The 24,988-nt window shown below is 38.8% G+C and carries 18 protein-coding genes; 2 read left to right on the top strand and 16 right to left on the bottom strand.

Translation table 11 applies throughout. The annotated features are described in order from the left end of the window. Nucleotides 1-74: 74 nt before the first annotated feature. On the top strand, nucleotides 75-476 hold the full coding sequence (locus tag AAEZ22_RS15640; protein WP_352297945.1) for a SufE family protein: 402 nt from the start codon (nucleotides 75-77) through the stop codon (nucleotides 474-476). Nucleotides 477-510: 34 nt separating this feature from the next. On the opposite strand, the gene tcdA is transcribed toward AAEZ22_RS15640, so the two are convergent. From tcdA to AAEZ22_RS15605, 7 genes are read right to left on the bottom strand one after another with little or no spacing between them, the layout of a single operon-like run. After that, nucleotides 511-1,317, bottom strand: a complete 807-nt coding sequence (gene tcdA / locus AAEZ22_RS15635; RefSeq protein WP_179807015.1) for a tRNA cyclic N6-threonylcarbamoyladenosine(37) synthase TcdA — start codon at nucleotides 1,315-1,317, stop codon at nucleotides 511-513. After that, entirely contained in the window at nucleotides 1,318-1,998 is a 681-nt protein-coding gene (locus tag AAEZ22_RS15630) for a TIGR01621 family pseudouridine synthase (protein ID WP_179807014.1), read from the bottom strand. After that, entirely contained in the window at nucleotides 1,995-2,756 is a 762-nt protein-coding gene (gene kdsB, locus AAEZ22_RS15625; protein WP_011328336.1) for a 3-deoxy-manno-octulosonate cytidylyltransferase, read from the bottom strand. Before kdsB ends, AAEZ22_RS15630 begins: the two co-directional genes overlap by 4 nt. Beyond that, nucleotides 2,744-2,941: a Trm112 family protein gene (locus AAEZ22_RS15620; protein WP_011328337.1), complete on the bottom strand. Its 198-nt coding sequence runs from the start codon at nucleotides 2,939-2,941 to the stop codon at nucleotides 2,744-2,746. The genes kdsB and AAEZ22_RS15620 overlap by 13 nt, the downstream gene beginning before the upstream one ends. Beyond that, nucleotides 2,931-3,911, bottom strand: a complete 981-nt coding sequence (lpxK, locus tag AAEZ22_RS15615; RefSeq protein ID WP_011328338.1) for a tetraacyldisaccharide 4'-kinase — start codon at nucleotides 3,909-3,911, stop codon at nucleotides 2,931-2,933. The genes AAEZ22_RS15620 and lpxK overlap by 11 nt, the downstream gene beginning before the upstream one ends. Next, nucleotides 3,908-5,653 carry a lipid A export permease/ATP-binding protein MsbA gene (gene msbA / locus AAEZ22_RS15610; protein WP_182676630.1) on the bottom strand — a complete coding sequence of 582 codons (1,746 nt, stop codon included), beginning with the start codon at nucleotides 5,651-5,653 and terminating at the stop codon, nucleotides 3,908-3,910. The genes lpxK and msbA overlap by 4 nt, the downstream gene beginning before the upstream one ends. Nucleotides 5,654-5,713: 60 nt before the next feature. Then, complete coding sequence (locus AAEZ22_RS15605) at nucleotides 5,714-7,981, bottom strand: DNA internalization-related competence protein ComEC/Rec2 (RefSeq protein ID WP_182676628.1); 2,268 nt, start codon at nucleotides 7,979-7,981, stop codon at nucleotides 5,714-5,716. On the opposite strand from AAEZ22_RS15605, the gene AAEZ22_RS15600 reads away from it, so the two are divergent. Next, nucleotides 7,961-8,467, top strand: coding sequence for a DUF2062 domain-containing protein (locus AAEZ22_RS15600; RefSeq protein ID WP_011328341.1), 507 nt, complete (start codon nucleotides 7,961-7,963; stop codon nucleotides 8,465-8,467). The genes AAEZ22_RS15605 and AAEZ22_RS15600 overlap by 21 nt on opposite strands. 93 nt (nucleotides 8,468-8,560) lie before the next feature. Here the strand turns inward: AAEZ22_RS15600 and AAEZ22_RS15595 are convergent, their stop codons facing one another. The 9 genes from AAEZ22_RS15595 to AAEZ22_RS15555 form a co-directional block, all read right to left on the bottom strand. After that, nucleotides 8,561-10,300, bottom strand: coding sequence for a DUF3466 family protein (locus tag AAEZ22_RS15595; RefSeq protein WP_182676626.1), 1,740 nt, complete (start codon nucleotides 10,298-10,300; stop codon nucleotides 8,561-8,563). Nucleotides 10,301-10,311: 11 nt separating this feature from the next. After that, a complete protein-coding gene (uup, locus tag AAEZ22_RS15590) occupies nucleotides 10,312-12,228 on the bottom strand; it encodes an ATP-binding cassette ATPase Uup (protein ID WP_011328343.1) in 1,917 nt (638 codons plus the stop codon). A gap of 15 nt (nucleotides 12,229-12,243) precedes the next feature. Continuing rightward, the gene (locus AAEZ22_RS15585; protein WP_041454446.1) at nucleotides 12,244-12,483 is read right to left on the bottom strand and encodes a glutaredoxin family protein; all 240 of its coding nucleotides are present in this window, start codon (nucleotides 12,481-12,483) and stop codon (nucleotides 12,244-12,246) included. After that, on the bottom strand, nucleotides 12,476-14,593 hold the full coding sequence (gene rlmKL / locus AAEZ22_RS15580; RefSeq protein WP_011328345.1) for a bifunctional 23S rRNA (guanine(2069)-N(7))-methyltransferase RlmK/23S rRNA (guanine(2445)-N(2))-methyltransferase RlmL: 2,118 nt from the start codon (nucleotides 14,591-14,593) through the stop codon (nucleotides 12,476-12,478). Before rlmKL ends, AAEZ22_RS15585 begins: the two co-directional genes overlap by 8 nt. Nucleotides 14,594-14,683: 90 nt before the next feature. Further along, nucleotides 14,684-15,214 (bottom strand): cell division protein ZapC, encoded by a 531-nt coding sequence (locus tag AAEZ22_RS15575; RefSeq protein WP_011328346.1) that lies wholly within the window; start codon nucleotides 15,212-15,214, stop codon nucleotides 14,684-14,686. A 179-nt stretch (nucleotides 15,215-15,393) separates the two neighbouring features. Next, nucleotides 15,394-16,404, bottom strand: coding sequence for a quinone-dependent dihydroorotate dehydrogenase (pyrD, locus tag AAEZ22_RS15570; RefSeq protein ID WP_011328347.1), 1,011 nt, complete (start codon nucleotides 16,402-16,404; stop codon nucleotides 15,394-15,396). A 136-nt stretch (nucleotides 16,405-16,540) separates the two neighbouring features. Beyond that, entirely contained in the window at nucleotides 16,541-21,370 is a 4,830-nt protein-coding gene (locus tag AAEZ22_RS15565) for an NAD-glutamate dehydrogenase (RefSeq protein ID WP_011328348.1), read from the bottom strand. A 210-nt stretch (nucleotides 21,371-21,580) separates the two neighbouring features. Continuing rightward, on the bottom strand, nucleotides 21,581-23,902 hold the full coding sequence (locus AAEZ22_RS15560; protein ID WP_011328349.1) for an efflux RND transporter permease subunit: 2,322 nt from the start codon (nucleotides 23,900-23,902) through the stop codon (nucleotides 21,581-21,583). Beyond that, nucleotides 23,902-24,897 (bottom strand): YCF48-related protein, encoded by a 996-nt coding sequence (locus tag AAEZ22_RS15555; protein WP_352297938.1) that lies wholly within the window; start codon nucleotides 24,895-24,897, stop codon nucleotides 23,902-23,904. The genes AAEZ22_RS15560 and AAEZ22_RS15555 overlap by 1 nt, the downstream gene beginning before the upstream one ends. Nucleotides 24,898-24,988: the final 91 nt, after the last annotated feature.

Here is a 24,988-nt window from a genome sequence, read left to right as displayed (position 1 = left end):
CTGCTGTACCGAACCTTATCAGATCAACCGGCCAAGATAATTGTCGCTAGACCGGCCACCGTAATTGTCGCTTAATAAAAGCAGCCCAAGGGATAAAAAATGCACCTGCATGGCAGCAAAAATACCGAGAAATAATGTTACTTGGTAAAACATTACCAGTACTTGCTGACGTTTTGAAAATAGACAGCGCATTAGTTCCTGGCTGCGAAAGTAAAGTGTGGCTATTTGTGGAGTTTGATTTAACCGAAAATACACTCGTGGTGATAGGTGATTCTGATACCCGTATTGTAAAGGGCTTACTTGCCTTAATATTAGCGCTATACAATGGCCTTACCCCAGAGCAAGTACTGGAGATAAACGCCTATCAAGAGTTTGAAAAACTAGGGTTAATTAGCCACTTAAGTCCATCTAGAGGGAATGGTATTAAAGCCATGGTAGAGACGATTCAAACCATGGCTAAACAAAAAATAAGTTAAATTAACCCAAGATCAGGTTAAATTATAAGCAGCGTTATGCTTGGGAACTAAGTAAACGCTGTTTTTTATCTAAATATTTACGAACGGCTTTTGCAGCTACAAAAAAGCCAAAGCTGCCGGTGATCATAGTCACTGAGCCAAAGCCATTATTACAATCCATATTCATACTACCATCGGCATTTTGCTTAGCATGGCAAACACTGCCATCACTGCCTGGGTATACCAGCTGCTCTGTTGAATATACACAATCAATATTAAACTTACGCTTAGGGTTATTACTAAAATTATATTGCTTGCGTAAAATATAACGCACTTTAGCTAAGAGTGGATCTTGGGTAGTTTTAGCCACATCGCCAAACGTAATTTGCCCCGGATCAGTTTGCCCACCTGCGCCGCCGGTAGTAATTACAGCTAGTTTATTGCGTTTACAATGCGCAATTAATGCCGCTTTTTCTTTCACTGCGTCAATACAATCAATAACATAATCAAAGCCCTGAATATGCTCATGAATGTTATCTAAAGTAATAAAGTCATCAATCACCTGCACTTCACATTGTGGGTTAATTAACTCACAACGCGCTTTCATCGCCTCCACTTTAGCTTGGCCAATGGTGCCGGTAAGTGCGTGTATTTGTCTATTTACATTAGTGGCACAAATATCATCTAAATCTATTAGGGTTAATTTGCCAACCCCAGTGCGCGCCAATGCTTCTGCGGCCCAACTACCAACACCACCAATGCCAACAACACAAAAATGTGCCTGCTGTAACCAGTCAAACTGTCGTTGTCCGTATAAACGTTTGATCCCGCCAAAACGTATGTCTGTTACTTTTTCAGTCATTTACCAATCCAGTTGCCATGGTGTTTTCCATGCTTGAAAATCTTGATGTTTAATTAATTGTGTAAACTCATCCCCATTATCGGGTAAAAGAGTAAATTGTATTTGCTGCTCATTCCATAAGAAATCAAGCGCAAATGCATGCAAGTAAGTACGTGCGCTATGCGCACCTGCATAAGAGGTATCACCTAATATAGGTGCGCCTATACTTTTTAGCGCTACTCTTAATTGGTGCGTTTTACCTGAGTAAGGTTTTAAAATATACCCCCTAAAACCGGGTTTATAACTTACAGAATAAAAACGACTAATAGCAGGATTAGCTGTTGTTGTAAGTAACTTAAAAGTACCACGGCGTGATTTTGCCATATCGCCTTTTATCCAACCCTGCTTTTTTTTAGGCTTGGCGTCGCTAATAGCCAAGTAAAACTTATTAATTGTGTGCTCAGTAAACATTTGCGTAAATTTAGCGGCGGCGAGTTTATTGCGCGCTAAAATAAGCAAGCCTGAGGTCACTTTATCGAGGCGGTGTACTGCAAAGAGTTTTTCATTTAATTGCTGCTCTGCTAATACCACAAAACCTGCGGCGTCTTCTGAATGAAAATTCAGCCCTGCAGGTTTTGCTAAAATATAAAAGTCTCTATGACTATGCACAACTTTTAAATAGGCTTTATTCGTAATGCTCACGCGTGTTTACTTTGCAAATAGCTAATTACTTTAGCTAAATCTTCTGGCGTATCGACACCCGCTTGTGGAGTAATATGCGCTTGCTCTATTTTAATATTGTAGCCATGGTAAAGCACACGTAATTGTTCTAGTGATTCTAGCTGCTCTAGCGGCGACACACTTAGCTCAATATATTGCTTAATAAAACCAGCTCGGTAGGCATAAATACCCACATGGCGTTGAAACGGCGTTAAATCCAGCGTGCTCTGCTCGCCCATCATGGCGCTACGATCAAACGGAATACTGGCACGCGAAAAATACAATGCATTTTTATTAATATCGCTAACGACTTTAACTGCATTAGGATTAAAAACGTCTTCTTGCTCTTCTATCGCTACACTTAAAGTGGCCATAGGTGCAGTTGATTCATTTAATAACGTGGCAACTTGAGATACATTTTCTGGTGCCAATAATGGCTCATCACCTTGCACATTAACTACAATAGTGTTGTTATCAAGCTTAAGTAAATCAACAACCTCTGCTAAACGTTCCGTGCCTGACTGATGATCTTCACGCGTCATTAATACATCACTTGTAAAGGTACTCACAGCATCAAATACTTTTTGATGATCGGTCGCAATAACAACTTTACTCGCACCCGATAAACAGGCTTTTTCGTAAACATGCTGGATCATTGGCTTACCACAAATATCGGCTAGTGGTTTGCCTGGTAAACGGCTAGAAGCGTAACGCGCAGGAATAACAACTACGAATTCCACTTTTGTACCTCATCAAGTGACAATTCACGCGCTTCATTTTCAAGCAATACTGGAATGTCATCGATAACCGGATACGCCAACTTAGCGGCTGTACTTATTAGTTCGCTGTTTTCTTTATCAAAACGTAATTTACCCTTACATACTGGGCAGGCGATAATTTCGAGTAATTTTGTATCAAAGGCCATTGAGGATCCCTTTATCTTTTAATAATGAATTTAATTTGTTTATAACGCTATCGGTAGGTTGAGCATCCACTGGTAAGTAATACCAATTTTGTTTTGCAAAAGCACTACACTTTACAGCATCTTTTTCGGTCATTAACACATTTTCATCACCAAACTGAGTAAAATCATCAGCAGTGTATGCATAATGGTCTCGATAATGATGGGTTGATACTAAGGTAATGCCTTGTGCTTGTAATGACTGCTCAAAACGCAGCGGATTACCAATAGCACTCACAGCGTGGGCTGTTAATATAGGCTCTGTTAGCGTACTATTATTGAGCACAGATTTTAAAGCTGCAGGCTGCAAATTATAACGTTGTGGGTTGTTGCCGCCATTTTCTATCACTAAATCAACGCTCTTTAAACGCTTTTTAGTTTCGCGAAGCGGGCCTGCTGGCATTAACAAACCGTTGCCAAATTGACGTGCACTATCAACAATACAGCATTCAATACTACGTGCCATTTTATAATGTTGCATGCCATCGTCAGATATAATTACATCAATAGCAGAGGTTTGTTCAAGTAATTCTATATTTTGTTGTCTGTTTGGGCCAACCGCTATGGGGCACTGCAAACGATGATATAAAAGTATCGGTTCATCGCCCGCCTCAAGCGTAGTACTGTTATGATCAACAAGCAATGGATATTGCTTAGCATGCCCGCCGTAGCCTCGGCTAATAATACCTACAGATAAACCTTGCTGAGTTAAATGAGCGTGTAGCCACAGTACAAATGGCGTTTTACCATTGCCGCCAACACTAATATTACCCACTACAATTACAGGTGTTTTGCTACTAAATTGCGTTAGTATACCGCATGTATAAAGCCATTTACGTAATGTTGATATTAGCCAAAACAGTGCAGCTAAAGGCAGTAATAATATAGTAATTAAACTGACAGGCTGATACCAGCTTTGTTCAATTTTGCTCACCCTTGCTCACCAAATTGCATTTTGCATAATGCTGAATAAGTGCCATTATTTGCCAGTAAACTTAAATGATCGCCACTTTCAATAACACTGCCATTATCTATAACATAAATTCGGTCGCTATTTTCAATCGTTGATAAGCGATGCGCAATTACAATCGAGGTTTTGTCTTTCATTAATGCCTCGAGTGCTTGCTGAATTAGTTTTTCTGATTCGGTATCGAGCGCAGATGTTGCTTCATCAAGGATTAAAATAGGCGCATCTTTTAATATTGCACGAGCAATAGCAATACGTTGGCGTTGACCACCAGAGAGCATTACCCCATTTTCGCCAACCATAGTATTTAGCTGCTCTGGTAAGTCTTTTACAAACTCCCATACATGCGCTTGCTTGGCTACTTTTTCCAGTTCTTGCTGCGATATTTCACGCTGTAAACCGTAACAAATATTATTGGTAATGGAGTCGTTAAATAACACCACTTGTTGCGACACTAGCGCAAACTGACGACGTAAATCGGTTAGCTTATAATCATGCAGTGCAATGCCATCGAGTAAAATTTCACTCGGCGCTTCTAAATCATAATAACGTGGCAATAGGTTAGAAATAGTAGATTTACCTGAGCCCGAACGCCCAACTAAAGCAATGCTTTCACCCGCTTTAATCGTTAACGATAAATTGTTTAATACCGGCTCATCTTTAGTTGGGTATTTAAAGGTGACATTTTTAACTTCAATCAAGCCTTTTACTTTATCTACGCTTACAGTACCTGTGTCTTTTTCTACTTCCTCGTCGAGTATTAAAAACACACTTTGCGCGGCTGAAACTCCTCGCTGCATATCACTGTTTACATTAGCTAGCTGTTTAAGCGGGCGAAGTAACATCATCATTGATGAAATTAATACTACAAAGTCGCCTGAGCTTATGGTGTCAATCATCGAAGGCATTGACACAACCCATAAAATAACCGCCATAGCGCTGGCAGCCAATACTTGAATGATTGATACACTCAAGGCTTTAGTTGCGTCCATTTTAATTCGTTGCTGACGATTATGATTATTTACTTTTGAAAACTGATCTATTTCTTGATTTTGGCCACCAAAACCATGGATCACTTTATGACCGCTTAGCATTTGCTCTGAGCTACGAGTAACTTGCCCCATAGCTGATTGAATACTTTTAGAAATGTGTCTAAAGCGCTTTGACACCACAGTGACTATGACAGCAACTAAAGGAATAATAACTAAAAATATCAGCGATAATTGCCAACTGGTATAAAACATAACTGCGAGTAAAAACACCACAAAAGCGCCTTCACGCACTACAATTAATAATGCCTTGGTAATAGCTTGTTGTACTTGTTCGGTATCAAAGGTTATTTTGGAAATAAGATCGCCGGTGGAATTTTTATCATGAAACGATACCGGTAAATGTAGAATATGTTCAAACAACTCTTGGCGCAGCGAGCGTACAACTTGTGAGCCTACATAACTCAAACAATAAGACGACATAAAGTTAAATACACCACGCCCTATTACCAAGGCAATAACTACAAATGGTGCATATTTTAGTACATCAGCATTGCGCTCATTAAGACCTTCGTCAATAAACGGCTTCATAAGCTGAATAAATAAAGCATCCATACCTGAATACCCTATCATGCCAATAATAGCGACGATGGCGACTGTTCTGTACGCACCAACGTAAGAAATAAGACGTTTATAAATTTGTGTAGTACTTTGATCCATAACACTCTCTTTATACAGTTACAGCCCCTATTGTATCCTCAGGGAGGCTAAAACAAAACGTCAATCTTTAATAAACCAATAACTTTCACGCTCTCTGGCCGTTTCAACATGCAGATTAGTACTATAAAATTTAATTCTAATTTGTCCTTGCTGCCCAGTAATATATTGCGCAGCGCCAATTTTGTTAAACCGCGCAACCACTTCATCATTAGGAAAATGCCATTGCCCTTTGTAAGCACTCGAATGCACCACAACTTTAGGGTTAACAGCCGCAATAAACTCACTACTTGATGAAGTGCCACTACCATGATGCGGGCTTATTAATACATTGCTTGCTAAATTATATCCTGCGGCAATTAGTGCGTGCTCTCGTTGCTTAGAAATATCACCAGTAAAAAGTACACTGTGTTGCGCGCTACTAATTTTAACTACGCAGGAGTCATCGTTGTTATTGTTAAAAGTAATTGAACTAAACGTTTGTATTTTAAGCCCATAAAAATCCATAGTCATGGTTTTACATAAACTCGGTATACCATTTGGATGAAAAGTACTGAGAGTCGATTCAAAGCCTGCCTCAATAAAATGTTTAACTCCTCCTGCATGGTCGTTATCTTGATGGCTTAAAATAGCGGTCGCAACATTCAGGTTATTAGCTTTTATATACGGCAGTAAAATACTACGTGTACGGCTAAAGCGGTTAAAATAACTAGGGCCAAAATCATAAATTAATGCATTGTTATCTTTTTCTAACAACACCATCAAACCATGGCCAACATCAAATATGTTTACTTGCCAATCACTTTTGGAAGTAAAGTAACTATCAACCAGCAATACACTTAACGGGATACAAGCAAGCCATTTAAATTTCACTAAATACAGTAGTAGCATGGTTACATAACTAAACATTACTATATCTAAAGTAATTGTTCCTACATTAAACCAACGCCAGCCTGGCGGTATTGCCATTAATTGTTGATACAAAAAATACAATACGGGGTCAAATAACGACACTATCAGGCTCATATCAATAACACTGCTCAATATCGCAACCACTAATAATAATGGCATAATGATAAAGGCGAGCAACGGAATAGCGATTAAGTTCAAGACTAACCCTGCCAAACTCACACCATTAAAAAAGTATAACGACAAAGGCAATAAGCCTATAAATAGTGCCCCTTGTATAGCACATAACATGCCTACTTTAGCGATAACAGAGGCTCCCTTAAAGGGTACTTTTGTAATAACAATAAAGATGATAACCACAGCTAAAAATGAAAAATACAAACCAGGATTTAATACATTAAAAGGGTTAATCATTAAAACTAAAACCAAGGCGTATAAAATACTGCGCCAACGTAGCGATTGTTTAGCTAGGTAATACAATAATAAGTAGCACCCTAACATTATTAAAGCCCGGGTCGCAGAGACAATAAAATCGCTTAAATATACATAAACAAAAGCCGCTATAAAGCCCATTAAGCTATAACAAGTTGCAAGGTTAATTGTTTGTTTTATTCTAATTCTGGCGTGGCTTACAAGTGAGCGTGTTACAAAAAAAGCAAAGCCAAAAACTAACGAAATATGCAACCCAGAAATTGCCAGTAAATGGCTTAACCCCAGCGTTTGCATGGTCAGCTTTTGTTCAAAGTTCATTAAGGACTTGTCGCCCGTCAGCAGCGTATAATAAAGCCAGTTAAGCTTAGACTCTTTAAATATGTGTTTAATATAGTGGCGATAAGCTATAACGTGTTGGTTTCTTTTTGTATCTGTAATAATTAAATTTTTATTGAGTACTTTGCCTTTAAAAAATATTTTTTGTGTAAATGCATAAAGTTGATTGTCAAAAACAGTAAAATTTTTTGTGCTTCTAAAGTTTTTTAAATGTGCGTGAGCACTGAAGGTTGCGCCTACTTCTAATATTTGCGCTGAATCAACACTTAACATAGCACTGGGGGCAGTAAAATAAGCGTAATCTTGCTCATCAAGCTTAATAATTTTTGCTTTTATATATTGCGGAGCATTAGCTGATACAACGTCTTCAACAACCAACTTTACTGAATATGCATACTTTTCACCCTGCGCTGGTAGCTCAAACGAGTAAAAAAGTGTGAAATGCACTAAGATAGCAAAAATAGCGCAAATAAAGCCTAACAAAACATTTGAAAACGGCTTAAAATAAGCGCTCGCAATTAGGATTGAAATTGTGATGAGTATAAATTCGAGGGTTTGAAAATAAAATACGGTTGCAATACTTCCGCACACAAATCCAAGACTAATCCACATTGATGTAAATGGTTGCTTTAAATGGCTAAAAAAACGATCCAACGATTTTTACCCGATCCAAATAAAATTAGGCATCACAAATCACTTAAAATATTTGGCCGTTTGTTACAAGACGCAAACCTTTGGCATTTAAATAGACGCTCTGCGCGTGGTGCATTTGCTGTCGGGTTATTTTTTGCGTTCATCCCTGTTCCTTTTCAAATGGTCCTAGCTGCAGCAACCGCTATAGTGTTTAGGGTAAACCTGCCCATTTCAGTGGCCTTAGTGTGGATAACTAACCCCGTTACCATGCCACCTATTTTTTACTGCTCTTATCTTATTGGCACCCTAGTACTAAACCAGCCAGAACAACATTTTTCCTTTGAAGCAAGCTGGCCTTGGTTTATCGAAAGCTTAACGACTATTGGTCCAGCATTTTTAGTTGGCTCCTTGGTGTCGGCATCAGTTGCCGCGATTATCGGCTATTTTGGAATAGATATTGTTTGGCGGCGTTCAGTTAGAAAAGCATGGTTAATACGTAACAAGTAGCCAATAGTTATAATGACTATAGACAAAAAAAGCCCAACTTAACAAGTTTGGGCTTTTTTAGTTTCTCGGCTTAAATTTTCGATTTAAATTCTATTAAAATCTAAATACTCGTCTAAACGCAATCAGTGGTAATAATAATAATCCATACCAAGAGAAGCTTGCAGAGCGACGCTCATACACTTCGGCATCAGGTGGTGCGCAATCCTCTATCGTGCCATTAGGTATTGGCGAAAGCTTTACTGCTACAGCAACACTTTCATATTCAGTTTTACCGTTAACATCGGTTACAACTTCACCTAATGAGTTACGCTTTTCAACAGTTTTAGTGGCCACACCAAATATTTCATTGTTTTCGTTAATCACTTTAGCTTCACTCATGCTATAGCCATAACTACTTGTACCGTCCATGTCGTAACACGGCAATAAGTCATTTAAATTAGTGATTTTATCATCACCTATTTTATAAATGAACGCAGCTGATCGACGTGAACTATCAGAAATACCAACCTCACCTTCGCCAACAATATAACCTTGATTATTTATACTGTTACCGTATGAGCTTGAGCTCGTAAAATAGCTATCTGGATAAACGGTAGTACCTGTTGCTATATCATGATAGAAAAACTTATTACGTAAGGCACCATCAACACGTCTTGTGGCATAACCTGTCACAATATTATTATCGTTAATTGCTAAAGATTTACCACCTTGCCAACCGTCTGGTTGATTTATAAATTCAACCGCTTTGCCATCTTTAAAATACACCGGCATGGTTATAATAGTAGTATCTTTATCATAATAACGCGTGTTCGATACACCTGCTGCAATACCGTTCTTATTAACCGCAAATGCATTACTAATAAACGCAAAGTCAACTTCGTCTTCATAAGGAGTAAAGGCTAAACCTAGTACCTCGGTAGACGTGATATTAAATGCGTTATCAAGCGTCCATTTAGTTGCTTGCTTATTAAATATCCCACGGGTTGTTTGATTATTAATAACTTCAATACAGGTTGAAAATGGCTGATATTTATCATCACAGTTATCAGTAATATTGGTTTGACGCGTTTGCGGTATACCAAGTGACATATTACCAACAACAATATAACCATCTGCGGTTTTTACAATATCAGAGGCTTGGCTAGTACCACCATATTCACTAAATTGGGGTACCAAAGGAACTTCCATACCGCTTTCAGATATAATAATACCGCGCTCTATAAAGTCACGAGTAAACCACGATGTAGGATCAGTTTCGTCCTCTATAGTAAACTCTATTTTATCAAATGGAGCACTGCCCCACCCAACTGTAGTGCCATCTTCTGCAACAGCGTTGTAAAAGTTAGTCACAGAGCGGGTAACGCCTGGGTAATCAGGCGTGTTTATATCAAACAAAGTTTGCTCAACAGCAGCGCCGCTATCATATTTTATTGCCGTTAGTGAGCTTAACTTTTGAAACTGATAATTAGCCGACACATTAGCTAAAAAACGAATCATGAAGCTATGCGCATCTGCATTTGTTGCTACAGCATTGTTTTTTTCTATGTCTTCTAACGTAAAAGTAATCTCTTTATCACTAAGCTCAAATGCATTAACTTCATTAGTGTAAGCGTTTTGAATTAAACTCAGTGAAAAATCAATATGCTCAATATCTACAGGTAAATTATATAAGCCATTAGCTATACCTATAATATGACCACTTTCACTTACATCGGTAACATAAGAATATTTCGCGCCTTCAAGTGCACCCAATTCCGTTAATTGATAAGTCGCACTTAATGCTGAAGTACTCATTGTTGCTAAAATACTGGCAGCGAGTAATTTATATTTCATTTTAGTCCTTACTACTGATTTTTTAATTCTTCAAGTTCTTCCCAGCGCGAAAACGCGGCCTCAAGGTCTGACTCAAGTTTTGCCAAATGGTTCAATGCCTTAGCCGTTATATCACTGTCTTGCTTAAAAAAATCAACATCACTAACTATGGCTTGTTGAATTTCAACATCGGCTTCGAGTTGTTCCATTTTATTAGGCAGTTGCTCTAATTCAAGTTTTAATTTGTAAGAGAGTTTATTACCTTTAGCCTCTGCTTTAACTACTGGCGCAGCAGGTGCTTTTTCAACTTTTTTAGTTGCTTGCTGTGGTTGATTTTTTTGTTGCTCTGCTAAGTAATTAACATAGGCTTCGTAATCACTGTAGCCGCCAACAATATCAGTAATCTTGCCATTACCTTCAAATGCCCAAACACTAGAGCAGGTATTATCAATAAACTCACGGTCATGGCTTACTATTAATACTGTGCCTTGATACTGGTTAATAATATCTTCCAAAAGCTCTAATGTTTCTATATCCAAATCATTAGTTGGCTCATCGAGTACCAATATGTTTGACGGTTTTAAAAACAGTTTCGCCAATAACAAGCGGTTTTTTTCACCACCCGAAAGCGCTTTAACTGGTGTACGGGCACGTGCTGGCGGGAACAAAAAGTCTTGTAAGTAACCTAATACATGGCGCGAGCGACCACCCATCATTACTTCTTGCTTACCTTCAGCAACGTTGTCTTGTACTGTTGCTTCTTCATCTAATTTTTCACGGTATTGGTCAAAGTAAGCAAATTCTAAATTAACACCTTGCTTAGTTTCACCGCTATCTGGGGCTAGGCTACCAAACATTAATTTTAATAACGTTGTTTTACCAATGCCATTAGGACCAACTAAACCAATACGATCGCCGCGCATAACCAAGGTTGAAAAATCATCTGCAATCACTTTATCTTTAAATGCATGACAAAGATGCTTAGCTTCAAATACCAATTTACCCGAACGATCTGCGGTTTCAATATTAAAGTCTGTTTTACCTACTTGGTCAACACGTTGTTTACGCTCGTTACGTAGTTGCTTAAGTTCACGTACGCGCCCTTCATTACGGGTTCTTCGTGCTTTAACACCTTGGCGTATCCACGTTTCTTCTTCGGCTAAACGCTTATCAAATAAAGCATTTTGGCTTTCTTCAACTTTTAAGTCGTGGGCTTTTTGCTCTAAATAAGTAGCATAGTCGCCAGGGTATGATATTAATTTACCACGGTCTAAATCTAAAATACGCGTTGCAACAGCACGAATAAAGGCACGGTCATGCGATATAAATACAATGCCGCCTTTAAATTCTTTTAAAAATTGCTCAAGCCACATAACACTTGCCATATCTAAGTGGTTAGTAGGCTCATCGAGTAATAATAAGTCTGGCTCACTAACCAGTGCACGAGCAAGTGCAACTTTACGTAACCAACCACCTGAAAGTGACTCAAGCTTAGCATCAGGTGTTAACTCTAATTGGGTTAAAACAACTTGAATGCGACTGTCAAAACGCCAGCCATCAACCGCTTCTAATTGGTTTGATAAACGCTCAAGTTTATTTAATAACTTATCGGTACATACGGTTTGTAGCTCTGTACTCACATGATGAAAATCAATCAGTAAGTTGGCAATTTCAGGCATACCTTGAGCAACATAATCAAATACAGTGCCGCTTGCGCCTTTTGGTGGATCTTGTTCTAAACGAGAAATTCTTATACCGCCAAGCTGGTTTATTTCGCCATCATCTAATAAAACCTCACCATCGAGTACTTTTAATAACGTTGACTTACCAGCACCATTTCGACCTACAACACACACACGCTCGCCACTTTCAATCACTGCATCTGCTTTATTAAGCAATGCATGAGTACCAAAGGCCAGTTGTGCTTTTAAAATTCTAATTAAATCCATAATTCTTCTTTGCTCTTATTCTGCTTGCGCTAAAAATTCACGCACGTCTAGTGCAGTAAAAGGCCAAAATAATTGTTGGCCTTGCTCACTTTTAAATACCGGAATACTAACCTGATAATCAGCAATAAGCTGATCATCAGTCATAATATCTACTAGCAATAATTCATTGTGGCTATTAACTAATCCCTTAATTAATTGCTCAGCTTGTTCACACAAATGACAACCATCTGTGTGATATAAAATCCACTTAGCCATGGGTAATTAACCAGCTATTATGAATTTTTTTATTACGCTTAAAATCAGGCGATAAGGTTTTGTCAGAAATATTAACCGCTTTTAAGCCCAAGCCAATTAAACCCACTTCATCCATAACAAAGCCACGTTTATTATTAGAAAAAATAAGCGTACCCGACGGGCTTAATATTTTTTTAACCCAAGTTAATAACTTAATATGATCGCTCTGCACATCAAATGCATCTTTCATACGCTTAGAGTTTGAAAACGTCGGGGGATCTAAAAAGATTAAATCGTACTGCGCCGTCGCATGCTCTAGCCACTTTAAGCAATCTGCTTGCTCAAAACGGTAGCGAGTATTACTAATATTATTTAAATCAAAGTTGTCTTGGCCCCATTTTAAATAGGTTTTTGACAAGTCAACCGTGGTAATTGCTTTAGCGCCACCAAGTGCTGCATGTACTGACGCTGTACCTGTGTAGGCAAATAAGTTTAAAAAGCGCTTATCTTTGGCGTTTTCTTGAATATAACGACGCATTAAACGGTGATCTAAAAACAAGCCTGTGTCTAAGTAATCAAATAAATTCACTTTAAACTTAGCGCCAAACTCTTCAACCACCATAGTGCGGTTTTGTTTAGCCATTGGCGTGTATTGCTCTTCGCCTTTTTGCTTTTTACGTACTTTTACAGCAATATTCTCTGGTGCTATTTTGAGTTGTTCAGCGGTTAAGCTGATCACATCTTGTAAGCGTTTTTCAGACGTTTTTTCATCAATTTCTTTCGGGGCTGCGTATTCAAAAATAACCGCTGAGTCACCGTAAATATCTACAGCAACGTTGTACTCAGGAATATCAGCTTCGTATACACGGTATGCTGTAATTTCGTTTTGCTTAAGCCAGTTTTTTAAACCCTGCTTGTTCTTTTTCAATCGATTAGCAAAAGACATTGAACCTTCAAAATTCAGCGCTTTTTTATCATCGGTTGTCAGGCTTACTTGTTTGTCATCAAGTTGATACAAGTTAAGTTCAACATCTAACGGGCCATTTTTAAATTTATAACGTTTCAGCCTAACCAACTTTAACAGCTTAAATAAGCTCTCATCCATACCCAGTAAAGCAAGCTTCCAATGATTGAAGTGCTTTTTAAAGCCCACACCTAAATTACGATGTAAATCTACAAGCTCAGCCATAGAACCAATACGCTCACCATAAGGTAAGTTAGATATAACTACGCCAGGTAATTTAGCCACTGCGGTTAGTTTAGTTGCATCACTTTGTTTAAACTTAATAATATCGTCTAGCTCAGCACGTTTTGCGTTATCAATTGCTTTACCTAATACTTGAGCGTCGTAATCGTGGCCAATGAGCCATAATTTAGGGTCTATAATATTGCCCAGCAATTCTTCTTTTAGCTCTTTAAATTTCGCAGCTCTAAAACTTGGTAAGCGCTCAAATGCAAAGCCTTCGCGAAATAAGCCGGGAGCTTCGTTGCGCGCCATACCGGCAGCTTCAATTAAAATAGTACCTGCACCACAACATGGGTCAAACAAAGGCTGATTTACATTTTCAAGCCAGCCGCTGCGTTTGATTAATGCCGCTGCTAAATGCTCTTTTATAGGTGCTTTACCTTGGCCCTGTCGGTAACCACGTTCAGATAAACGCGGGCCAGAGTAATCTATATACATAGATACGCCATAACGATTTAAACGCGCAACCACACGCACATTAGCGTCTTGTTTATCAACATTAGGGCGCTGCTCGAATAAGTCGTTAAAGTAATCAACTATGGCATCTTTTATAACTAAACCAGAAAACTGTGTATTTTTTAATGAGTCGTTGGTGCCATTAAAGTCGACAGCAAACGTTTGTGTAGGCCCAAACCATTCTTGCCATGGTTGTGAGCGAGCAAAGTTATACAGGCTATTTTTGTCATCTACGCCTTCTTTTTCTTCAATAAGCATAAGCACGCGCGTAGCAAAGCGAGTCGATAAACACACCTTTTGCGCCAATAATGAGTCTGCCTCAAAGCGAACAGAACCAACAGTTTGCTTAGACACAGTTGCGCCAAGTTCTGTTAGTTCATCAACCAATAAATTTTCGATTCCGATAGAAGTAAGTGCGATAAATTGCAAAGTAGTAACCCTTAATAGCTAATTGCGCAGGATTATAACATAGGTTTGCATACAAACACGCCATAAACACGGGCTGAAAATAAAATTAGATTAAGCTATTTTGCTATGAATATGCTGATTTAAGAGAGGATGTACACGATTGTTTAAAACGCGAATGGCTTCAAACTGTACTAATGATAAATTATCATCTAATTGAAAATTTTCACTTAGGTTAATACATACAGATGCATCACTGCTGTGCTCTACAATTAAAAACTCTCCCGACTGCGCTTTAGAGGTTAAATTAATAACGGCTTCAGTACTTGGAGTGCTTCCTGTGTATTGCTCAAAAAACCAACTTTTAGCAAGTACTGGCTTTAATTGAAATTTCACTGCGGTTGCATTGAGTGATATTTGACATAATTGCGCTGGATTCCACAGCTTAAATTGCACAAGATATTGATAAACTTGTTCATAAAAAGCGGCATCTTCTAAGCTAAAATAAGGGTTTTTAAATGTGCTGTCAGTAAGTTGTCTTAACTTATAAGGAGTGCAGAGCTGCATATCTTCATTTAAATCAAGTAATAAGCGGTTTTTTTTGGCGCAAGATATCCACTGCCATTGCTTTGATGCTTGTAACATATCCCCTCCACGCTTAGCATTTAAATATAATAAAAACAATAAGCACAAAGTATAGCCGCTTTTAATCATTTTTAAAATGTTTTATTAGAACATTTATTGAACGATCAAAAGCTTAGAGGGCAAGTTAGCCTTTTAGTGTTAAAACAAACTTAACTTTTAAGGCTAAGTAGCCCTATTTTTTATAAACTATCAACTATCGATTTAATTAATTGTGGGCCTTTATAAATAAAGCCAGTATAAATCTGTACTAAATCGGCACCTGCGTTTATTTTTTCTTTCGCCGATGACACATCGTCAATACCGCCTACACCTATAATAGGTAACTGCCCATTAGTTAAACGCTTTAACTCGCTAACTACATGCGTCGCACGCTCCCTAACTGGCTGCCCCGATAAACCACCGGCTTCGTCAGCATATTGCTGACCCGCAACCATGCTACGCTCAAGTGTAGTATTGGTAGCAATTACCCCATCTATTTTATTGCTTAGTAAAGATTCACTTACTTGAGCAATTTGGATTGGATCTAAATCTGGCGCAATTTTTACCAGCATAGGTACCTGTTTACCATGTTTAGCAACAAGATCAAGCTGCTCGTTTTTCAAACTTTGTAGTAAATCATCAAGGGCTGCACCGTATTGTAAATCACGAAGCCCTGGGGTATTTGGCGATGAAATATTAACAGTTATATACGAGGCATGTTCAAACACCTTGCGCATGCAATGTATGTAATCGTCTTTGCCTTGCTCATTCGGTGTGTCTTTATTTTTACCAATGTTAATACCTAAAATACCGGTATAGTTGGCTGCTTTAACGTTATTAACTAAATTATCAACGCCTTTGTTATTAAATCCCATGCGATTGATAATGGCATTTGACTGCGGCAATCTAAACATACGTGGTTTATCGTTACCAGCTTGTGGGCGCGGAGTAACTGTACCCACTTCAACAAAACCAAAGCCCATTTGTGCAAATGCAGTAATACACTCTGCATTTTTATCAAGCCCTGCAGCAAGACCAACGGGGTTTTTAAGTTCTAAGCCTAAAAAATTAACTGGTTTATTCACAATATTTTGTGACCAAGCAGCGCTTAATGGTGTATTGGCAAAACGACTTAAATTATTAAGAGCGAACTCATGCGCCCACTCCGCATCACGGGTAAACATAAAACGGCGAGCTAAATCGTAAAACATGAATATAATCCTCTTAAAATGCAGACAAAAAAATACCTCAGACTAGGCCGAGGTATTGTATAACAATTTTAACCATTAACTCATTATTTTCACCAAGGAAAATAATGAGTAGGCATTAATTATGGTTTTTATTCTATTACACGCAGTTATGGCTTAATAACATGAGTTCACGTAGTGCTACTGAAAACTTAGCAAAATCGTGAGTTTGTGATGTTCTAAACTCTGCAAGCATTTGCTTCCAACGTTGTAATAATAACTCTTGGCTATCCATCCATTGCTCAATTTGGCCATTAACATCTTTGTTATCATCGGCAAAACCGTTTAATACCACTTCTGCTAATGTACGTTGTTGCCAATCAAGCTCTTCGCGGTACGATGCACGCGCTAATGCCTGCCAATGGTTTGCTACTGGTTGCTTAGTAATTTGCTCTAAGAACCAATGTAAGCCCATGTTTGCACCAAGCTTGAAGTAAGTATGCGATACAGTATCGATACTTTGTTTCGAACTTGCTGAGATTTCAGCTAAGTCCATAGCAGAAAACAAGCTAGATAAACCAGTAATGCGATTAGCTAGTTCAGCAGGCACACCACTTTGTGTTAACTCTTGGGCAGCTGCAACTAAAAGCTCGCCTTCTTTATCAACCATATACGTTGTTAAATTAGCACTTAAATCTGCAAATGTTGGCGCAAAAAATTCAACTGTTTGGGTAATTGTTTGTGCTTTGTTGCGATGACGTAAGAACCAACGTGTTACACGACGAACCGTGCGACGTAATTGGTATAGCATTTCGGTTTGTACAGCAGCCGGAATTTTATTATCAAGTGCAACAACCGAGGCCCACGTATCGCTCATTTGGAACAACTCGCTGGCAATTGAATAACATAAAGCAATTTCAGCTTCATTTGCACCGGTTTCTTCATGCATACGCACCATGAAGTTAAGGCCCATATCGTTAACAATTTGATTAGCCAGTTTAGTGGCAATAATTTCTTTACGAAGTGGGTGATTATCCATCGCTTCGTTAAACTTCTCACGCAGTGGTAACGGGAACGAATTAACTAACAATTGACGGTAATATGGATTTTCCGTAATTTCATCTGTAACAAATGACTCTTTAAGTACCATTTTAGAGTACGACACTAAAATCGCTAACTCTGGACGTGTTAAGTCTTTGCCAGCTGCTGCACGTTCTGCTAATTCTTCATCACTTGGGATAAACTCAATCGCACGATTTAGCTTGCCTTCTTTTTCAAGAGCATGAATAAAGCGAATTTTCTCTTTAAGCGTTGATGAGCCTTTAGATTGAGTAATTGAAATAGTGTGTGTTTGACGATAACAATCATTCAATACCAGCTTAGACACTTCGTCTGTCATAGCGTATAAAAGTTCATCGCGTTGCTTGCGCGTTAAGTCACCTGAGGTAACTAAACCATTAAGTAAAATCTTAATATTAACTTCGTTATCTGAACAAGTAACGCCACCTACGTTATCAATAAAGTCAGTATTAACACGGCCGCCTTTCGCTGCAAATTCAATACGTCCTAACTGAGTTGCACCTAAGTTACCGCCCTCGCCAAATACTTTAGCACCTAGCTCGCCACCGTTAATACGCAGTGCATCGTTTGCACGATCCCCTACATCGGCGTCAGTTTCTTTGCTGCTCTTAACATAAGTACCAATACCACCATTCCACAATAGATCGTAATCCATCATTAGCGCAGCTTTGATCAGTTCAGTTGGTGTCATGCTGGCTTTTTTAGTGCCTAACATTTTTTTCATTTCTGGGCTTAGTGTAATCGACTTAGCCGCACGAGAGAAAACACCACCACCGGCAGAAATTAAATCTTTATTAAAGTCTTCCCACGATGAACGCGGTAATTTAAATAAACGTTCACGCTCAGGATACGTTGCTGCTGCATCTGGTGTTGGGTCAATAAAAATATGCATATGGTTAAATGCAACTTGTAAACGAGTATGTTTAGATAACAACATACCATTACCAAATACATCCCCTGCCATATCGCCAATAGCTACCACGGTAAAATCGGTTGTTTGACAATCAATATCCATTTCGCGGAAATGACGTTTAACTGATTCCCACGCGCCACGTGCTGTAATACCCATTTTCTTATGGTCATAACCCACTGAGCCACCTGATGCAAACGCATCACCTAGCCAAAAGTTATATTCATTTGCAATGCCATTAGCAATATCAGAGAAAGTTGCAGTACCTTTATCGGCTGCTACAACTAAATAAGCATCATCGCCATCGTGGCGAGTTACATCTACAGGCGCAACAATTTCACCTTGTACAATATTATCTGTGATATCTAACAAACCACGAATAAAGATTTTGTAACACTCTTGGCCTTCTTTTAAGAATGCTTCACGCTCAGTTGGCAATTGTTTACAAACAAAACCGCCTTTAGAACCTACTGGCACAATTACCGCATTTTTCACTTGTTGTGCTTTAACTAAGCCAAGTACTTCAGTACGGAAATCTTCACGGCGATCTGACCAACGCAAGCCACCACGGGCAACACTACCGTATCGTAAATGCACACCTTCAATACGCGGAGAATATACAAAAATTTCAAACGCCGGTAATGGTAATGGTACGCCAGGAATTAAGCTTGGCTTAATTTTAAACGATACATACGATTTAAATTGGCCATTGCCATCTTTTTGAAAGAAGCTAGTACGCAGTGTTGCCACTATCATATCAACGTATAAACGTATAATACGGTCATCATCAAGATTGGCTACGTTTTCAAGTTCTAAATATATTTCTGTACTAAGCTTTTCAAGTGTTTTTTCACTTGCAGGGCTTTTAACTGAGAACTTTTTAGTAAACAAGTTAACAATTTTTGCTGCAATGTGTGGATAATTTGCAAAAGTGCCTTCAATGTAAGCTTGCGAGAAGGTAACCCCAATTTGGCGCATGTATTTAGCGTACGCACGTAATATTGACGCTTCACGCCCAGTAAGACCACCCATTAATACTAAACGGTTAAAACCGTCGTTTTCTAAGCGGTTATTCCAAACACTGGTTAACGCAGCGCGAAAACGTGCTGAAATTTTATCAAAATCTGCCATCCCTTTGCTATCAATTAGCATAGAGAAATCCATGATCCAATTAATGCTACCATCGCTAGTTTTAACTGAATAAGGTGTTTCGCCAACGACACGTAAGCCAAAGTTTTCTAGCATCGGCATCACATCAGATAAGTGAATAGGCTCATCTTTATGAAATAAGCTTAAACGCACAACATTGCTGTTAGCTTCTTCTTGCGGGCGATAAAATAACATTTCAAGTTTGTTTTCATCGTTAAGCATTTCTAGCTTTTCAATATCAACAACAGCTGCACTTGGTAATACTTCATCTTTATATGAGCGAGCAAATGCTTGAGCATACTTACGGTTTAATTCATTACCGCGTGCTTCGCCAGCTTGCTCTAGTAAGGCTGATTGTAATTTATCTTCCCAAGTACGGGCCGCTTCAACTAAATTGTTTTCAATGTCTTTCACTTTATACTCTATATTATTATCAGTCACACGCACGGTATAATGAGTACGGGCTAGTGTTGACTCAGAGAAATAGGTTGTAAATTCGACTTTTTCGTCAGAATTAAATGCATTTGCTAAAATATTTTGCGTTTCATGACGCAGTGCCGTGTTATAGCGCTCACGTGGTACATAAACCATACATGAGAAAAAACGTCCATAGGCATCTTTACGTACAAACAAGCGACACATATCACGCTCTTGTACTTGCAACACGCCCATTGCAACTTCTAGCAATTCGCTTTCGCGGGCTTGTACAAGTTCATCTCGCGGGTAGGTTTCTAAAATATTAAGCACCGCTTTATAAGCATGGGTGCCTTTGGCAAAATCACACATTTGCATAATACGGTCAATTTTACTTTTAAGAACCGGTACGTCTGCCGCACTGTAGTTATAAAAGTTTGACGAGAACAAGCCAATAAAGCGATCCTCACCAATAACATTGCCTTTGTCATCAAAACGTTTTACACCAACATAGTCGATATAAGCCGGGCGATGTACGCGTGATAATGAGTTAGTTTTAGTTAAAATTAGTAAGTTACTACTACGCGCATCTTGGCGAGCAGCTTCTGGTAATTCCGAAAGTAGACGAGTGTGTTCTACACCGGCATTTTTCATCAAACCTAAACTGGTTTCCATTACGCCTTTTAACTCGTAATCACCCTGTATTGGCGATAACTCATATTGGCGATAGCCCATTAGGGTAAAGTTGTCTTTAACTAACCAGTCTAAAAACTCAACCGTTTCATCTACTTCAGCATTATTTTTGCCAGCACGACGTTTTGGTAGCTCTTTACTAACTGCAATTAGCTTTTCGCGAATTGGCTGCCAGTCTTCTACCGCTACCGATACATCTGTAAGTACAGACTCTAACTCTTGTTTGAAAGACTCAATCACAGCTGAATCTGTTTGACGGTCAATTTCAATAAAGAATACTGTTTTGGTCGAGGTTGATTCTTGCTCTGCTTTTAAACCAGATAAACCTGAGATCTTGTCATTTTCATCTCGTTGGATTTTAAGCGGGCTATGTAGTAATAAGTGAGAGGCAATATTTTCACGAGTCATGGCCATACGTACTGAATCAACTAAAAACGGCATGTCTTTAGCTATAATCTCAACAATCGTATGCGATGACTGCCAGCCATCTTTTGCCACTTCTGGGTTGAAAACGCGAATAACCGCGTCATCAGACGTGTTCTTTTCTAGCGAATTCCAAAGGCTTAGTGCAGCACCATATAAGTCACTATCGTTACGATTAGCCAAATCCTCTTTAGACATATTGCTGTACAAGGCTTTGGCGAATTTTTCAACGAGTAACACATTATCAGCGCGAACTTTTTTGTGGATAAGCTTACAAACATTATCTAAAATAACTGAGGCTTGACCTTCATTTCGTGTCATTGTTTATTCCTTAAATCTATTACTGCTTAATAGCAGAATATTTGTACAGCATTTATTAGCGTGGAGTCGAGCAAATTCTAACTCGTTTACAACTAATAAACAGCCTTTTACGATGAAAACATTTTTAGCTTTTCAGCTATTTGGTCATCTATTCACAAATTATAGATATAAATGGCCTTTACAGGCCATTTAGGAGCAAACTTATTCACTTTATTTTTTCTGGTCAGTCCAGAGCAAGCTACCAATTGCTGGTAAAAGCAGCACTGCACCCAGCATATTTACTAAAAACATGAAGGTAAGCAAAATTCCCATATCAACTTGAAATTTCAAATCAGAGAAAATCCAAGTACTCACGCCAATAGCAAGTGTAATACCGGTAAATAATACTGCACTACCGCGCTCAATTAACGCATTTCGATAAGCAACACTCAGCGGTACATTTTGTTTTAACTGCCCCATCATCGACGACAATATATAAATACCATAATCAACGCCTATACCCACACCTAATGCAATAACTGGCAGTGTAGATACGGTTAAGCCAATTTCCAGCTGTACCATTAGTGCTTGTGCAAGAGTAGATACCACATACAGAGGTAACACTACTGCAATGGTTGCTTTTACGCTTCTAAAGCTTAGTAAACACAAAACAATTACAGCGCCGTAAACATACAGCATCATCGGAATTTGCGCCGCTGACACTGACTCGTTTGTGGCTGCCATTACACCTACTGGGCCTGATGCGAGTTTAAACGCAACTTTATCTGTGCCCTCTTCTTGTGCAAAGCGTTTAACACTTTCAATTACAAGGTCAATTGTTTGCGCTTTATGATCATCTAAAAAGATAATCACTGGCATCACTGAGCAATCGCCGTTGAGTAATCCCGTGCTGGTTTCTACCCGCGAGGTAGATTGTACTAAGCTTGCAGAGTTACGTGGCAGGCTTTGCCATTTAAGGTTACCTTCGTTATAACCGGCATTTACCGACTGCGCTACCGAGCTTAAGCTTACCGCTGATTGCACACCGGCAACATTCTCTACTTTGTATTGAAAACGGCTAATACGCTGCATCACATCATGCTCAGTACATGCTGCAGGATACGCTTCTACAATTACCTTTAAGATATCAGACGAAATGGTGTATTTGTCCGAGATTAAAAATGTGTCTTGGTTATAGCGTGCATCTTGGTGCAATGATGGTGCGCCAGCATGTAAGTCCCCAATACGCATTTTATCTGCTTGCCAATAACCAAGTGCAAATAACACTAAAGTAAAAGCAATTATCATTTTAGCAATTTTAGGATCGGTGGCTTTAACCAATAAATCTCTAATTGCATCAAGCATATTTGGTTTTTTAGCATCACCCGATTGAATATGTACACTATTTTCAAAGTGCATATACGACGCCCATACAGGGAGTAAAATCAGGTTAGTAAATATAATTACCGCAACACCTAAACTAGCTGTTATAGCAAGCTCTCTAATAATACCAATGTCAATGGTTAGCAGAGTTAAAAAGCCAACCGTATCCGATAACAACGCAATGCCGCCTGGGATCAATAATGCTCTAAAGCTTGACTGACAACATTCTCGCGTACTTTTACCTTCGCCTACTTTTTTACCTATCGCGTTAATCATCTGCACACCATGGCTCACACCAATTGCAAATACTAAAAAAGGTACCAAAATAGACATAGGATCTAAGCCAAAGCCTAAACTCGACAGTAGCCCTAATTGCCAAATTACAGCAATGATCGAACACATTATAGGTAAAATAGTCAGCTTTAAACTGCCACAAAATAGCCAAACCATAATAAAAGTAAAGGCAATCGCGATGGCAAAAAATACCACCACACCTTTTGCACCTTCGGCTATATCACCGGCCATTTTAGCAAAACCAATTATATGAATACTCACCTTGTCGGTGCTTAGCGGTTCACGTAGTTGTGTTTCGAGTTTTTGCGCAAATGCTAAGGTATCGAGCTTTTCTTGGGTTTGCGGATCGGTTTCCATTAATTGCGCTGTCACCATCGCACACGAATAGTCACTGGCAATCATGCGCCCAACTACTTTCGCTTTTTCGATATTTTCTTTAACGACCCCTAAACCCTGTTTATCGGCTTTAAAATTAGCAGGAATTATTGGCCCGCCGGCAAAACCATCTTCAACTACTTCAACAAATCGAGCGCTGGGTGAAAATATTGAATTTACTAAAGGTCGATTAACACCAGGGATAAAATATAGCTGGTCGTGTACCGCTTTTAATTGGGTAAAAAATTCAGGATTAAAAATATCGCCGCTGTCGTCACACACCGAAATTAAAATACTGTTAGCGCCACCAAACTGCTTTTCATGTTTGGTGTATACCTTCATATAATCGTGGTTTAGCGGAATGTTTTTATTAAACGAGGCATCAAGTTGAATTTGTGTCGCTTTAAATGCCAATAAACAGGTTATAAGCACAAAGCTTATAAGCATAATTAAGCGATGTTTAAATATCGCATTTTCTATAAAGTCTAAAATCTTATGCATTAAGGGGTCAACTCCTTCACTTTAATGCCATCTTCTGTTGCCATGATTAGTTTATTATTTAAAATCACACCATCTAGAATTGCTTTACCGTCGGCCAACTGCTCATGTGTAAGCTCAGCGTTTTGCAAATGAAAAATCACGCCGCTATTGGCCAACATTAGCCATTGTTCATTGTTATAATTTATGATGTTGTTAATCGTTGCTGTTTTTTTATTATCAAGGTGCTGCCAATTTTGATCACCTTGCTGGCGAGTAAAAACATTGCCTCGTAATCCTGCCACTACCTCTTGCTGCGCATTGGCGCTAAATGCAAAAAATGATCCTGGGTAAATTTCGTCAACTCGCTGCCATGTTAAGCCTGCATCGGTACTTTTTGCCATTAAGCCCATTTCACCCACTAACATTAAACCGTCTGGAATTTGCTCAATGCGGTTAAAGTGCGGCAAAATTGAGGCTGTTTCTGCTTCATAACCTTCTGGGTCGTGTTCTTTTAAATCACTCAAATATTCTCTATCGTCACTAAATAATAGCGAGTCTAAAAAACGTTTTTGCCAGTGCTTACCACCGTCGCTGGTTTGATAAAACATGCCATAAGCCCCCACAGCATAACCATGTAGCTCATCTTTAAATAAAATATCTAAACACGGTTTATCTATCTCTGGCTTAGCTTGTTGTAAATGCCACGTTTTACCACCATTTGTAGTATTTATTATTGTTGCATCGTGCCCACAGGCCCAGCCATTGTTTTCATTAGTAAAATCAACCGCAGTTAACAATACTTGAGTTGGCACCGATTCTGCTTGTTGCCAATCAATACCATTAATACTTGTAATTACAGTGCCATGCTTACCAACAGCCACTAAACCCGCTTTAGTTTGGGTAATATCAGTCAATAACGTTTTATCGGCGTTTATTGCACTAATAGCAAATTGAGGAGTTTCTTGTGCAACACTCGCACCGCTGAGGATCAGGCTGGCATATACCAAATACTTCATAAATTTAAATCGCCTTGAACTGGGGAATTGTTTGTCTATTTAGGTGAGGAAAAGCCCTGCGCGTCAAAAAGACAAACGCGATGAGAAAGGA

The organism is Pseudoalteromonas sp. 20-MNA-CIBAN-0454, from assembly GCF_040308685.1.
Classification (GTDB): Bacteria; Pseudomonadota; Gammaproteobacteria; order Enterobacterales; family Alteromonadaceae; genus Pseudoalteromonas; species Pseudoalteromonas nigrifaciens.
The sequence above is the reverse complement of the archived record's forward strand: the minus strand, read 5'-3'. Positions and strand labels throughout refer to the sequence as shown.

What these genes read in the sequence shown, in the direction of transcription:
- tcdA (WP_179807015.1), bottom strand. Translation starts at nt 1,317, where the DNA reads ATGACTGAAAAAGTAACAGACATACGTTTTGGCGGGATCAAACGTTTA.
- AAEZ22_RS15620 (WP_011328337.1), bottom strand. Translation starts at nt 2,941, where the DNA reads ATGGCCTTTGATACAAAATTACTCGAAATTATCGCCTGCCCAGTATGT.
- msbA (WP_182676630.1), bottom strand. Translation starts at nt 5,653, where the DNA reads ATGGATCAAAGTACTACACAAATTTATAAACGTCTTATTTCTTACGTT.
- AAEZ22_RS15600 (WP_011328341.1), top strand. Translation starts at nt 7,961, where the DNA reads ATGGCTAAAAAAACGATCCAACGATTTTTACCCGATCCAAATAAAATT.
- AAEZ22_RS15595 (WP_182676626.1), bottom strand. Translation starts at nt 10,300, where the DNA reads ATGAAATATAAATTACTCGCTGCCAGTATTTTAGCAACAATGAGTACT.
- uup (WP_011328343.1), bottom strand. Translation starts at nt 12,228, where the DNA reads ATGGATTTAATTAGAATTTTAAAAGCACAACTGGCCTTTGGTACTCAT.
- AAEZ22_RS15585 (WP_041454446.1), bottom strand. Translation starts at nt 12,483, where the DNA reads ATGGCTAAGTGGATTTTATATCACACAGATGGTTGTCATTTGTGTGAA.
- AAEZ22_RS15575 (WP_011328346.1), bottom strand. Translation starts at nt 15,214, where the DNA reads ATGTTACAAGCATCAAAGCAATGGCAGTGGATATCTTGCGCCAAAAAA.
- pyrD (WP_011328347.1), bottom strand. Translation starts at nt 16,404, where the DNA reads ATGTTTTACGATTTAGCTCGCCGTTTTATGTTTACCCGTGATGCGGAG.
- AAEZ22_RS15565 (WP_011328348.1), bottom strand. Translation starts at nt 21,370, where the DNA reads ATGACACGAAATGAAGGTCAAGCCTCAGTTATTTTAGATAATGTTTGT.
- AAEZ22_RS15560 (WP_011328349.1), bottom strand. Translation starts at nt 23,902, where the DNA reads ATGCATAAGATTTTAGACTTTATAGAAAATGCGATATTTAAACATCGC.
- AAEZ22_RS15555 (WP_352297938.1), bottom strand. Translation starts at nt 24,897, where the DNA reads ATGAAGTATTTGGTATATGCCAGCCTGATCCTCAGCGGTGCGAGTGTT.